13 protein-coding genes are annotated in these 13,766 nt (G+C 39.0%); 9 read left to right on the top strand and 4 right to left on the bottom strand.

Going from position 1 to position 13,766, the window contains the following annotated elements; translation table 11 throughout:
- Nucleotides 1-15 precede the first annotated feature (15 nt).
- Nucleotides 16-2,982: a TonB-dependent receptor gene (locus GQR47_RS06145; protein ID WP_154903758.1), complete on the bottom strand. Its 2,967-nt coding sequence runs from the start codon at nt 2,980-2,982 to the stop codon at nt 16-18.
- Nucleotides 2,983-3,670: 688 nt separating this feature from the next.
- On the opposite strand from GQR47_RS06145, the gene GQR47_RS06140 reads away from it, so the two are divergent.
- The 7 genes from GQR47_RS06140 to GQR47_RS06110 all read left to right on the top strand — a co-directional run bounded on the left by GQR47_RS06140 (nt 3,671) and on the right by GQR47_RS06110 (nt 8,088).
- Nucleotides 3,671-4,330, top strand: a complete 660-nt coding sequence (locus GQR47_RS06140) for a hypothetical protein (protein WP_240915870.1) — start codon at nt 3,671-3,673, stop codon at nt 4,328-4,330.
- Nucleotides 4,331-4,333: 3 nt separating this feature from the next.
- A complete protein-coding gene (locus GQR47_RS06135; RefSeq protein ID WP_002961843.1) occupies nt 4,334-5,008 on the top strand; it encodes a Crp/Fnr family transcriptional regulator in 675 nt (224 codons plus the stop codon).
- A 71-nt stretch (nt 5,009-5,079) separates the two neighbouring features.
- Nucleotides 5,080-5,487 (top strand): hypothetical protein, encoded by a 408-nt coding sequence (locus tag GQR47_RS06130; RefSeq protein ID WP_024595496.1) that lies wholly within the window; start codon nt 5,080-5,082, stop codon nt 5,485-5,487.
- A gap of 84 nt (nt 5,488-5,571) precedes the next feature.
- Nucleotides 5,572-6,075: an Mpo1-like protein gene (locus tag GQR47_RS06125; protein ID WP_024595497.1), complete on the top strand. Its 504-nt coding sequence runs from the start codon at nt 5,572-5,574 to the stop codon at nt 6,073-6,075.
- A 59-nt stretch (nt 6,076-6,134) separates the two neighbouring features.
- Complete coding sequence (locus GQR47_RS06120; RefSeq protein WP_024595498.1) at nt 6,135-6,926, top strand: SDR family oxidoreductase; 792 nt, start codon at nt 6,135-6,137, stop codon at nt 6,924-6,926.
- A 61-nt stretch (nt 6,927-6,987) separates the two neighbouring features.
- Nucleotides 6,988-7,581, top strand: a complete 594-nt coding sequence (locus GQR47_RS06115; protein ID WP_024595499.1) for a DUF2238 domain-containing protein — start codon at nt 6,988-6,990, stop codon at nt 7,579-7,581.
- A gap of 69 nt (nt 7,582-7,650) precedes the next feature.
- Nucleotides 7,651-8,088 carry a GNAT family N-acetyltransferase gene (locus tag GQR47_RS06110; RefSeq protein WP_029753188.1) on the top strand — a complete coding sequence of 146 codons (438 nt, stop codon included), beginning with the start codon at nt 7,651-7,653 and terminating at the stop codon, nt 8,086-8,088.
- Between the two features lie 87 nt (nt 8,089-8,175).
- Here the strand turns inward: GQR47_RS06110 and GQR47_RS06105 are convergent, their stop codons facing one another.
- From GQR47_RS06105 to GQR47_RS06095, 3 genes are all read right to left on the bottom strand, one after another.
- A complete protein-coding gene (locus GQR47_RS06105) occupies nt 8,176-9,426 on the bottom strand; it encodes a hypothetical protein (protein WP_024595500.1) in 1,251 nt (416 codons plus the stop codon).
- 417 nt (nt 9,427-9,843) lie between these two features.
- Nucleotides 9,844-10,023: a DUF6435 family protein gene (locus tag GQR47_RS06100; RefSeq protein ID WP_002959772.1), complete on the bottom strand. Its 180-nt coding sequence runs from the start codon at nt 10,021-10,023 to the stop codon at nt 9,844-9,846.
- Between the two features lie 159 nt (nt 10,024-10,182).
- Nucleotides 10,183-11,358 (bottom strand): PQQ-dependent sugar dehydrogenase, encoded by a 1,176-nt coding sequence (locus tag GQR47_RS06095; protein WP_154903764.1) that lies wholly within the window; start codon nt 11,356-11,358, stop codon nt 10,183-10,185.
- A gap of 267 nt (nt 11,359-11,625) precedes the next feature.
- Between GQR47_RS06095 and GQR47_RS06090 the strand changes: the two genes are divergently transcribed.
- Together GQR47_RS06090 and GQR47_RS06085 are read left to right on the top strand one after the other, a co-directional pair.
- Nucleotides 11,626-12,669, top strand: a complete 1,044-nt coding sequence (locus GQR47_RS06090; protein ID WP_154903765.1) for an iron-sulfur cluster-binding domain-containing protein — start codon at nt 11,626-11,628, stop codon at nt 12,667-12,669.
- A complete protein-coding gene (locus GQR47_RS06085) occupies nt 12,666-13,718 on the top strand; it encodes an acyl-CoA desaturase (protein ID WP_024595642.1) in 1,053 nt (350 codons plus the stop codon). The genes GQR47_RS06090 and GQR47_RS06085 overlap by 4 nt, the downstream gene beginning before the upstream one ends.
- Nucleotides 13,719-13,766: the final 48 nt, after the last annotated feature.

Here is a 13,766-nt window from a genome sequence, read left to right as displayed (position 1 = left end):
TGCTTTGTATTACCTTTAGAAGTTGTAACGCATACCAATATTGTAACGTGCACCTAGCTGTTGTAAGTTCCACAATTGGGCTGACGTACGGCCATGTTCGCGGCTGTTTTGCTCAGTAATGTTAAGGCCTTCAACAAAAAACGATAGTTGTTCGCTGTAGTTGTACGCAACATTAAAGTCGATTTGATAATATTCTTCAGTAAAGCCTGGCTCATTTACGTATCGAGCTGCGCTATTTAAAAACTTATCACGCCAGTTGTAAGCAATACGTGCCTGAAAATCATCGTTTTCGTACATTGCAATAAAGTTAGCTGTATCGCTTAAACCCACTAGTGCAAATTGTGTTGTAGTAGGGTCAGCGTTTACATCAAAGTCTATGTCGCCATTAACTGTGGTGTAGTTTGCTTGCACACCAAAACCGCTTTCACCAAAAAAGTGCTGAAAGGCAATTTCGAAACCATCAATGGTGGCATTTTTATTGTTGGTAGGTACTTGCGCTGTAAATTCTAGTAATGGGTCATCGCTGTTAGCAATTACATCGTAAGCGGCTTCAAACTCTTCGTAGGTCATAGAGTCAAAATCAACGCCATTTTCTGTTGCGGCAACCATTTGAAATAAGTTTGAATCGGTTAGAGCAAGTCCGCGAGATTCTAGCTCAGCAATGGCAGCTTGTGCGCGAGGACCCGCTGTTGCATCGCGTAATCCGTAGTAGTTTTGCGTCATTGGTGTTAAACCAATAAAGTTTTCAATGTCTTTAGTGTAATAACCTACCGACACATAACTTGTTTCTGCAAAGTACCACTCAGCCGATACATCAATATTATCTGATTCAAGCGGCACTAAACCAGGGTTACCTGTTGACGCTGTAGCCGGTGAAGAACCCGCTAAAAGAGTAGGGGCACCTGGTACACCAACAGTAGCTGCTGAACTTAAGTTATCGTAAGTTGGGCGAGCAATTGTCGTGCTATAAGAAAAACGCGCTTTCACGTTTTCGATTACTTCTATGTCAAAGTCAAAGCTTGGTAAAAAGTGATCGTAGCTAGATTTAAGCGTGAAATCTTCTTTAGCCGAGCCAAAACGAACATTAAAGTCGTTATTACCTTCCCACGCTACTGCGTTAGGTAAATCGATATTAGCCGTTGAGGTAATGTCGGTAGACTCTTGCCGCGCGCCAATAACAATGTTGTATGGCATATCGCCAATGTAACCGTTGTAAGTAAATTGCACAAACGCAGCGGTTATGTCTTCTTCAATGGTGCGGTTAGTTGCAAATGCGCCATCGGCTGCAAAGTTAAAGCCGTATTCTTCACCTGCCCAGTAACCAATTTGAGATGCGCTGCCAGTATAACCTTGGTTGAACGAGCCCGATGTATCGTAGTCGTCAAACTCAGCTAAAAAGTTTGTTGGGTTTAGGTAGCCATCAGGTAGTTCGCCTGGGTTTTCTATACCCCAGTTACCCATTGTATTACGTGTAAGTGATTGCAGTGAATGGCTTTCCATAGAGCGAGACTCTATACCAAAGTCAATTGCCCCGTTTTCAATTTCGTATTTACCATGGATTCTAAATTCTGTGATTTCAGATTCTTGGCGAGCAAAGTTAGAATCTAAAATAGACGTACCCACATCAGAGGCATCTAATGTGTTATTACAATTTAGGTTGTCTCGGCGGCAATCATCAAAATCGATACTCATTGATGGAAGCTCGCGGCTAAAATCAACTTCTTGTGCGTTAACTACGTTTGCGCCTAAGCCTGCGTTTACCCAGCTGCCGTAAGGTGCATCTGGTTTGCTAGTGGCTTTTGAATTGTGCGCATCAAACATAAAGCTTAATTCTGAGTTGAAATAGTACTCAACGTTTAAACCAATAGAATCGTTTTGGTTAACTTGGTTTAGCTCTTGAAACGCTAAACCTAAATCGCGTGTTTGCTGATCGCGACGTTCTTCTCGGTAATAAATCGGGGTTTTTACCGTGTTATCGTCAAACGTTAGCGCGCTTTTGTAGTTATCCATCCAAATTGATTGCTCAGCACGGGCTTCGAATAAATCTTGCTTAGAATATGTGTAATCAAGCGTGGCTGTTAAATCGTCAATAGGGCTGTATTGCAGCGTTAATTGCGCGTTTGTACGAGTACGTTCTCTGTCGGCAATGGTGTAGCGCAAATCTGATGGCATTGAATAAAGCTGGCCAACGGCGGGTGCATTAGTTAAAACAATATCGTCTGCAGCTTGTGGGATTGTGCCGTCAAAAGCTGATGTATTCCATTGATTTACAAACGCACCTGTTGATGAGCTATCGCGCTGTTGCATGCTTGCAGTTAACGAGGCACCAAATTTAGCTTCACTGTCGGTCCAGCTAATTAAGCCCGAAAGCTCAGGTGTTATGTCATCACCAACGCGGTTTGTTGAGTCGTGTAAAGCTTTTACGCCAATGCTTGAAACAAAGCCTGGGTTATCAAGTGGGCGAGCGGTATTAATATTAATTGTTGCGCCAATACCACCTGATGCAATGCTTGCTTTACCAGTTTTATATACTTCAACCGATTTAACGCTATCAGACGCTAAGTTTGCAAAATCAAATGCACGAGAGCTGGGTGTACCACCGCCTGCAGGCAAAGATGCCGCCGGCATTGTACGCCCGTTTAGGGTTACCATATTGTAGTCGGGGCCAAAACCACGAACCGTTACTTTAGAGCCTTCACCATTTGAGCGATCAATCGACACACCCGTAATACGCTGTAGCGACTCGGCTAAGTTGGTATCTGGGAATTTACCAATATCTTCAGCTGATATAGCATCTACAACACCGGCGGCGTCGCGTTTTAAACGAGTCGACTCTTTAATACTGCTTTTAAAACCAGTAACTTGGATTACTTCAACATCTGTATTTGCTTCTTGTGCATATACAGGCAAAGAGATTGATGCACCTAAAATCAGAGATAGGCTGGTCGCTATCTTTGTTTTTCTTACAATATGGTTGGACATTCGGTTTCCCTCGCGCTTTTATCATTATTATTAACAGCTTGTATGGGGCTGTTATTGTGTAGTTATAAACATTGTCAAATGTGTGGAAGCGCTTCCAGAAAAATCTGTTTAACTAGGATTTGTGGAAGCGCTTCCAGAAATGCTAGTTTATATTTTGAATAGGGTCAACTGTTGTTTTAATAAAATGAGACTAAATTGTTTTTAAAATGTATGTTTTTTGGATTTAATTTTATTTAAATCATAAATTACAATTGGTTATAAAAAGCCGTTTGCAATAGTGCTGTAACAACATTTTATTATAAGAAAACCAATTATTGATTAATTTAGTTATTTACACATTTTTATAAGGTGTTTAAATCAGCTTTTAATACTAGCTAAAATTAATAAATCGGCCGTTGGTCACTCAACAAAAAATAGGTACATTTGCTAACTTAGCGAAAATGCCGATGTAGTGATTATGTACAACGCAATTGAAGCAATCGCATCAAGCGGCGGTTCTATCTCAGTTTATGTATCGGTCATTAAAAACCAGTAGTTGTTTAAAAAATCGTTAATTAAATCACTAAAAAGTAACGTAGTTTTTGCAGAAGATGGTTTAAAAATAAACTTATAAAGTATTGCGCATAAGGTGTTGCGAGTCGCTAGTTTTATCGCTATTTTAAAGGCTCTCTCATAGATGGATTTTATTATGCGCATTAAATTTTTAGCGAGCTTTTATTCTTTCTTCTTGTTTGCATTGTTTGGTTGTGACGACCAAAGTATGGCAATTCAAGGTAGTCCTCAGCTAAATAATAATGTAAGTAACTCACCCTCTAATCTCAAAGTAAACACGCCTTCAGCAGCTCAAACACACGAACCCGCTTTAGTGGTCGGTATGCTAGCAACACATTGTAAAAGTAATGAAGCAGCCTACATTAACGCAAAAATGCATAAAGTTGTGCGTAACCCAGATGAAAATACAGCCTACAAGTTAGAGCCTACCGATAAAGTGCTTTCTATTTGTGTTGCAAAAGATGACTCATCGCTTAGTTATCGATTTGGTAGAGTTAATGACATAGGGCTTGAAAAAGAAGCAACACCGAATGCTCCATTTGGCAGTTACTACAGGCAAGTAGGGCGTATTGGCGAGAGTATTTTATTTTTTAGTAACGGCGAATATCACTACTATATTATTAACTCAGGCGGTATGGGCAGCGGTGTAACCGTTAATGTTTATAAAAACGATACATTAATAACTGAGCTGTTTTCGGGTAATGATCCTTACGATGATTTTGTTATAGCAACCGATTTAAATTTCCCTAAAAAATTGGTTATCGAAAAACAGCCATTTAATAAGCAAATGCAGTAAATAATGACTCCACAGCAGCAAAACGTTATAGAGCAAGGGCATTGGTTTAAAAACCGTAGCGCTTATTTAAAAAGCTTTTTATTAACGCAGGGCAAAACGCTCTCACTAAAGGCTCAGCAATCATTATTTTTGCGAGGTGATAAGCACGATGGAATTTATGCCGTACTTAGCGGCGTGGTGCGTATTAGTGGCGTAAGTAACGAAGGCAAAGAAGCTGTATTGAGCTTTATTGATTCATCACTGTGGTTTGGCGAAGTTACCTTGTTTGATGGTGGCCTGCGCACTCATGATGTATATGCACAAACTGATGTTGTGCTTTTTTACGTGCCCCAACGCGAGCTTGAACAGCTATTAAACAAGCAGCCACAATATTGGCAAGAGTTTGGTTTATTGCTGGCACAAAAGTTACGCCTAATGTTTACCTCAATGGAAGATCACGCATTACTAAGCGCTGAGCAAAAAGTATGCAATCGACTTTTAATGCTTAGCGAACATACTGAGCACTTAACACCGCTTGTTTTATCTCAGCAGCAACTTGCTGATATGACCTACCTAACGCGCCAAACTATTAATCAAATACTGCAACAGCTTGTTAGCCTACAAGCCATTAGTTTGGGGTATCAACGCATAACTGTTTTAGATAAACAAAAGTTACAGGCGCGTGCTACACAAGCTTAAATAGAGACTTTTTTATTTAGTTGGAACCAAAATTGCTACAGATAATGTAACGCAACAATGGATTTGACCTAATGACTACAATAACCTTTAAAAATCAATATAGTAATTATAACTCTCCTACAGTAAATAAAGCGGCAGGTTCAAGCGAAGTTGCGGCAACTAATACCCTCCCTAATGAAAAACCAAATGGTGTTAAAGGCATAAGCTCAACGCCTAAAGATCAAACGTTTTTAGAAGGTGCCCAAGAAGCGCTGGTTTATCAGCGCTTAGGTGTAAACAAAGACAAAATAGACGAGCTAAAAGCGACAATAGAAGAGCTCACTAAAGAGCTACAAGGTCAGGGCGCAGACCCTAGCGCAATTGCTAATAAAATAGAGGAACTTCAAAAAATGCTTGAGCAAGAGTATCAAAAAGGGCGCGAGCGAACGGATATGCAAGATGAGCATGAGCCGGGTAAAATAATTTCTGCATTTGTTTAATTTACAAAATGTCGGATACCTGACATTGTTGCTATGCTTACTTTTGCTAAAGTAAGTTTTATATATAAAAATAAAGGCAAAACAATGAAAACACTTCAACAGCAACTTGGTAAATATGGTTTATATCATCGTTCTAAACGTAATGTACTAACGCACTTTATTGGTATTCCGCTCATTGTATTTGCAGCGTTGTGTTTACTAGCGCGTATTCAAATCCCCCTTGGTAGTGTAGTAATTGATGGCGCACAACTTTTTGTATTAGCGTCGGTTGTTTATTATTTTATGCTGAGCTTTTCGCTTGGCTTTATTATGGCCGTGATATTCACTTTACTCCTTGTTGGTGCTCAGCCTATTGCGGCAATGTCGTTTTGGCCTTGGTTGAGTATTGGCCTAAGTGTGTTTGTATTTGGTTGGGTACTGCAGTTTATTGGGCACTATTACGAAGGTAAAAAACCAGCGTTTGTAGATGACCTAATGGGTTTAATTATTGGCCCTTTGTACGTAACTGTTGAACTACTATTTTTAATGGGTTTTTACAAAACATTAGAAGATGAAGTAAACGCGATAGCTGGTCCTACAAAGGCGTAAAATACTTTTCTAAGTACCTTAATAAAACTTAATAAATAATAATAAAAGGCAGATAACGCATGCAATATAATAATAAAACCGTGTGGATCACCGGCGCATCATCAGGTATTGGTAAAGAGCTTGCTATACAATTTGCCGAGCTTGGCGCGCGCGTTATTTTATCGGCGCGCAATGTAGATAAACTAAACGATTTAAAAGCAACGCTTAAAGGCGAAGGGCACTTAGTTTTGCCGCTGGACTTAGCCCAGCCAGAGCATGTACTGAGTACAATAACAGCAAACATGAGCGAGCTTCCTGTAATAGATATTTTAATTAATAACGGCGGCGTATCTCAGCGTAGCTTATTTTTAGAAAACGACTTTAACGTGTACCGCCAATTAATGGAGGTTAATTACTTTGGCTCAATTGCACTTACTAAAGCTGTATTGCCTACTATGGTGGCAAGGCGCAGTGGCTCAATTGTGTCTATTAGTAGTGTGGCGGGTAAAGTTGGGTCAAAATTTAGAACAGGTTATTCGGGTTCTAAATATGCGGTGGTTGGTTTTATGGATTGCCTACGAGCAGAAGTAGCACAACATAACATTCATTGTTTAACAATTTGCCCAGGCTCTATTAAAACAGCAATTGCGCATAACTCACTAAACGAGCAAGGCATAGCTCAAAATAAACCAGAAGAATCGATAGAAAATGGGATGGATGTAAGCGTAGCTGCTTCAAAAATGATTCGTGCCATTAGCAATAAAAAAGACGAAGTGATTATTGGCAAAGGTTTGAGTGGTTGGGCGCCTACAATTAAGCGCTTTTTTCCTACTTTGTTTAATCGCATTACTGCAAAAACAAACTATAGGTAGCGTCGTTTATTTCAAAGGCGTAAAATGCCGTAAATTTGATCAATTTAGAAAAGGATTCTAAATGAAGTATTTATGGTTGAGCCTGTTTTTTATTGTATTAATTTGGTCTGGTATTAACCCAAAAGATCAATTTACATGGCTGCTTGAAGTTATCCCCGCAATTATTGGTTTAGTGCTGCTAGCAAGTACCTATAGCCATTTTAAACTTACCCCTATTTTATATACATTTATTTTAGCGCATTGCATAGTGCTGATGATTGGCGGGCATTACACCTACGCCGAAGTCCCTTTTTTCGATAACCTATTTGGTAGCGAGCGTAATAACTACGACAAGGTAGGGCACTTTTTTCAAGGTTTTGTACCAGCACTACTAGCACGCGAAATTTTACTGCGCAAAAAAGTAGTAAACGGCAAAGGTTGGTTAATCACCTTTGTTATTTCGGTATGTTTAGCATTTAGCGCGTTTTACGAATTAATAGAATGGTGGGTTGCAGTATTAAGCGGCGAAAACGCAGAAGCATTTTTAGGCACGCAAGGTTACGTGTGGGATACCCAATCAGATATGGGACTGGCGTTATTTGGGGCTATTTGCTCGCTATTAGTACTTTCAAAGGTACACGACAAACAGCTTAAAAACGTTAAAAATTATTTATAGACTATAGGAACGTTAAAGACTTTCTATAAGAATGTTTATAAAAACATTGGTAAAAAAGACTATTAACTTATGACCGCAAACATTAGTGATTACTCAATCAGCACAGACAAAAGTAAACTTAACTTTAACGTTATTTATAACTTTATTGCTAATAGCTATTGGGCCAAAGGCATTCCTAAAAGCGTGATGCAATCAGCTATTGATAACTCAATGTGCTTTGGTGTTTACAGCGCTCATAACGAACAAGTTGGCTTTGCCCGAGTAGTGACCGATAAAGCAACCTTTGCCTATTTAGCCGATGTATTTATTACTCCGCACTTGCAAGGTAATGGGCTGAGTAAGTTACTTATTAAAACAATAGTAGAGCACCCTGAGCTGCAAGGGCTCAGGCGCTTTTTATTAGCGACTTCTGATGCGCATGGTCTTTATGCGCAATACGGGTTCAAACCGATAGATAACCCCGCACTGCTAATGCAAATAAATCCTGAGAATGTGTATGGGAAATAGCAGCGTATTTCTACTTTTTCCTCCTCGATGTTAAGAGGAGGTGTTCACTAAATTGGGGGAAAACCAAAATCCCATTTCAATGGCTTGTTATGCCGCATTGATTGGTTTACTAGATGAGATAAGTACTCGATGTGCTAAGAAATTAGCCAGTTCAATATCATAACCCAAATTTTTAACTTCTTTACTTTGAGGGTGAAGTACATCTAACTCTCCCTCTGCTCCTTTTGTATGTACTATTCGACATCTTATATTATAAAACCTTTGCCATACCTGCTTTAATAAATCACCATCGTCTGCATTGGAATTTACTTGATATTCAGAAAGTTTAACTGCATTTTTTGACCGAAAATATTCCTCTCTGTTATTTTCAGACTTTAGCCAGTCTCGAAGCAAACTTACATCGATGCATTCCCTGAAGGTAGACTCCAGTTGAGAAAGTTCTGACCGAGCAGATGAAGCAGACTTAACTATATTAAAAATTCTAGCTATATCTTTTTCATTATGAGAATTGAAGCAAGGGTCTTTAAGAGTATTGGCAACTTTCTTTTGAGCAGCCAACTCAGAATATATTGGATAGTAAAATTCAATGACTTGGTATAAAGCTAAATACTGTAACAGTGGCATGCCAATAGAAGATTGTGCATACCAATATAATGACAATGCTTCGGTATCATACTTCTGATTAACTGCAGTTAACTCTAGGTTTTCCGTGGCTGAGTTATCAGTTTTAACGCTTGAAAAACTTCGCTCTACCGCAAGCATTAATGGGAGATTTGTTTTGCAGTCAAACTGGAAGCATATTGATGCAAAAATAGTCTCTATTATTTCTTTTGCTTTGTCATGGCTAGTAACATTCACCCCTGTAATCTTTAGAGAAGTAGCCCAGTTTTTTCTTCTATCAAACCGTTCAATATCCATCATTGGTCGAGAACGAGCTGTATCTTTATATATATCTAGGAGGTGAAACTCATATGATACTTCAGATAGTTCGACCTTTACATTCGTAAGGTGTGTATCAATAATTAGTTTCCCAGCTTCAGAAACATCTTTATTGCTGCGAAAAATTCGATCAAAAACAAAGCCTCTTTGTGGTAGTTCTATCTCACATTCAATAACATCATGCTCTTGTGACCAAATAGCTTCATAACCTTCAATAAACCGATAATCAAGAAAGTTAATATTACGCTCTACAGCGAACTGAGCAATTCCTTCATTTAAAGTGATATATTTAAAGGCACGAGCTTTAGGGATTTTTATTTTTAATAAATTGCGTTCTGTTACCTGTTCACATTCTATAGACTTTGTTAGACAGTTCGTGGAAATAATTTCGATGCTCAATGAACACTCCTTTGCGGCATAAAACTTTATTAAATTTTACTTTAGGGTTTATAATTCCCCAAAATAGCTTGCATTACATTATCTAATAATTCCACTTAAAAACGCTATTGTAAACAGTTGTTTATACGAGTTGTAAAATAAGCTTTGTTGTCAAATCTCAAAACGACTTTTAATAATATTATGAGACAATATATAAAACAGTTTAGACCCACAGTGATTTATTTTGTTTTATGAAGTGAGATTTGGCTGTTTATCTGAAGTTTTAAAGTAATGGTAGGGTGATATTTAATGACTACTTTTACTTGGCAGTAATTAAAAAATACTAAACCTGTATAAGTAGGGGCTATACGAATTTACGATTTATTTACTAAACGAAGCTCTGTGCTTTTATAGTAGAGCCTCGTTTAGCATATTTACTCACTTGGCTTTTTTAGCCTCTAGAGTTTCTATTTCACTCCAGATTTTTTCGGCTTCTGCACTTAACATTGCAAAGCTTTTAATGTCGCCTTTTCTTTGTGCCTGCATGCCTTGCTCTAGTTTTACGTCGTATTCTTTACGCAGTTTTTTTATTGGGTCAGGCTTTAAAAATGAAAACATTATTATTCTCTTAATTTATTAAATTATATGTATTTAGTGTACGCATTAATTGGCTTAATAGTTCTTTGTTTGGTGAAAATGTTTACTTTGCGCTTTAAAAGCGCAAAGTAAACACGGTGTAGTTATTAACGTACTGTGTGCTAGTTCTGGTTCTAGTGCTTACGTTTCTGGCTCTAGGCGTTTAATACCTTGTCCATCAATACCTAAATAAATAAAACCATCGCTGCCTTGGGCTAGGCTGCGTACTCTGCCAATTCCATCGAGTATTTTATATTGCTTAACAACCTTGCCCTTTGAGAGTTCTAGTGCGCTAATGAATGCAAATTTCATTGATGCTAGTAATAGCTTACCTTTAAGCTTTGGGTATTTATCACTCGTTACATACAACATATCGGAGGGGGCAATTGAAGGGGTCCAATGTAATACAGGCGATTGCATGCCGTCTTTTTCTTTAAGGTCGGTAAACTTGGTACCACTGTAGTTAACGCCATAACTTACTAAAGGCCATCCGTAGTTAGCGCCTTTTTTTATAATATTAAGTTCATCGCCGCCGCGTGGTCCGTGCTCGTGAGACCATAAAATATTGTTTTGATTATTAAACCACATGCCTTGTGGATTACGGTGCCCATAAGACCATGCCGCATGTTTTGCATCTTTTTGTTTAACAAACGGATTGTCGCTTGGGATACGGCCATCATCGTGTAAGCGATAAATTTTACCGCCATCGCGAGTGAGATCTTGCGGGTTTATGTCGCGCGAGCCGCGATCGCCAATTGAAAAATAAACATAACCTTCATTATCAAACACAATACGGCTGCCGTAGTGCTGGCCTTTGGTACTATTATGCTCGCCTTTGTATAGCAATTGCTGATCAGACAACTGCGTATGATCGCTATTTAGCTTGGCGCGCATTAAGGCGGTGTTACTTCCGCTTCCTTTGCCTTCACTACTTGCGTAACTAAAATACAGCCATTGGTTTTGTTTACTGTCGGTGTGTAGTGATAAATCAAGCAATCCGCCTTGGCCATTTGCATCAATGTTTGGTAGGCCCTTCACTTTAGTTAATGTAGTGGTATTTTTAGGCAATAAAAATAACGTTCCGCTGCGCTCAGATATTAATAAGTCACCGTTAACTAAAGGTTCAATAGCCCAAGGTATAACTACACCTTCTGCCGCTGTTACTGCGTTAACGCTAAGCGATAAAGTATCGAGCTGTTTATAGTTTTTTACGTAATCGCTTTTTGCATTTGCGGGGGCGTTAGTAGCAAACATAGCAACGGCTAAGCCTGCACTTATTAGTTTAGGGAGTGTGTTATGTGACATTAAATTTATCATTATGGCTTCCAAAATTAATCCAATCTTACATAACCTTATCATGGCATAAATAAATTTGTTAAGTGTTGAGTTGAATGAAAAACACACACTTCTATTTATAAAATTACCTCTTCACAGGAAATTGTTTTAGCAATTAGCGCTAATAAAAAAATTGAATAATTACTCTATTGGGGTTGAAAACTTGAAATTTGAGCGTACACTTGTGCGCTGAAGTTTGGGCGTACACGTGTAAGTTCAAAGCAATTAAGATTTGATAGAGATTTAATCATGATGACTCAAGTATTAAACCAATTTTCAAAATGGTTTTTACACCATCAAAGTTTTGCAGGCTACATAGAGCCCGTAATGCAGGTGTTTAAACCTGCGTGGCGTGCAGGGCAGTTTAGAGCGCAAGTAGTTAGTACCGCTGTGCTTGATGGCGGTTTTTTAAGTGTACAACTTAAGCCAAGCAAACAATGGCAGGCGCATACGTCAGGGCAGCATATAAGTTTAACGGTTGAAATTAATGGGCGATTATTAACACGCGTTTTTACCGTGGCCTCAAGCGCTAAGCAATTTAAAAATACAGGTTTGGTGCGCTTACTAATCAAAACAAATGCGCAAGGGCGCTTTACAGGCTTACTCAGCAGTGCATTAAAAGCGGGGTTGTGGTGCAATATTTCTGCGCCAAGCGGCGACTTTGTGTTTAAAAACACACACACGCCAGCCACTTTTATTGCAGGCGGCTCGGGTATAACACCTATGCTGGCTATGCTTGATGATTACTTAGGCCAAACTACGCAAAAAGTGTCGTTAGTGTATTACGCAAAAGCCACTGAGCATCAATGTGTTGATGAGCTAAGTGAGTTGGCAGCGCAATTTGAGCATTTTTCGTTTTTATTATTAACGCGCGAGCAATCAAGCGATATAACCAGCAATATTAAGCCGTGGGAAAACCCAGACATTTACTGCTGTGGCCCTGCTGCATTTATGCAAACGGTGAGCGATTTTGCTAAAACGCATAAGCTAAATTACTACCAAGAAGCATTTGGTTTAGCGCTGCCTACCTTAAACGACGACAGCCAATTTAATGTAAAAATTAACGCCAGTGCCCATGTTGTATCGGGCAACGATGTTTTACTGACTCAGTTTGAAGAAAAAAAGCTCCCCGTTAAACGCGGTTGCGGTATTGGTATTTGCCATCAATGCCAATGTATTAAAAAGTCAGGCGTGGTACGTAATTTAAAAACAGGTGAATTGAGTGACAACGGCGAGCAATTAATACAACTTTGCGTAAGCCAACCTGTTAGTGATTTGGAGTTACAATTATGAAAAACATTAACTACGACATGCTCGCAAGCGAGCTAGATGCCATTAAAATGGACACCCTTGGCAAAGTTGGCCAACAAGATGCTGACTATATTCGCTCTGTTGTGCGCAAACAGCGAGTGTGTGAATGGAGCGGGCGAATTTTGCTTATGCTTGGTTTTATTCAGCCACTATTGTGGGTTGCAGGCGTGCTGCTATTAGCGCTTGCTAAAATTTTAGACAATATGGAAATTGGCCACAATGTAATGCATGGTCAATACGATTGGATGAACGACAAGCAACTTAACTCACAACATTATGAGTGGGACATAGCGTGCGATGGACAAAGTTGGCACCGCGTTCATAACTTTGAACACCATACGTATACTAATATTATTGGTAAAGACAGAGACTTTGGTTATGGCTTGTTGCGTTTAAGCGATGATTTTAAATGGCGCTTTAAAAATGTATGGCAGTTTTTTACATATATTAATTTAAGTGTGCTATTTCAGTGGGGCGTGTCGTATCACGAGTTAGCTGCAGAGCGTGTTTTTATTGGTAAAAAGAAAGAAAACCGCGAAGGGCTTGTATCACACTCTACATTAAAGCAGCGCTTTTTTAGTAAAGGCGCTCGCCAGTTAATTAAAGATTATGCGATATTTCCGTTACTTGCAGGGCCTTTATTTTTATGGGTGTTAGCGGGTAATTTAGTGGCAAACTTAATCCGTAATTTATGGACATCAACCATAATATTTTGTGGTCACTTTACTGAAGAAACGCAAACCTTTAAACAAGAAGACTGCGTAAACGAAACGCAAGGACAGTGGTATTACCGCCAAGTACTGGGCTCGTCAAATATTAAAGGGTCGCATTGGTTTCATGTTTTAACGGGGCATTTGAGCTGCCAAATAGAGCATCACTTATTTCCTGATATGCCGTCTTCGCGCTATCAAGAAGTTGCACCTCAAGTACAAGCCGTTTTGAAAAAACACGGTATTGATTACCATACAGGTAGCTTTTTTAAACAGTATACCTCGGTGTTAAAACGTATTATTAGATATTCGTTCAAGTAAATTATTTACCTTTAAGAATCGGCTAGTGCAACTGTATTAGCCGATTTT

The organism is Pseudoalteromonas sp. Z1A2 (assembly GCF_011378755.1).
GTDB classification, from domain to species: Bacteria; Pseudomonadota; Gammaproteobacteria; order Enterobacterales; family Alteromonadaceae; genus Pseudoalteromonas; species Pseudoalteromonas distincta.
The sequence above is the reverse complement of the archived record's forward strand: the minus strand, read 5'-3'. Positions and strand labels throughout refer to the sequence as shown.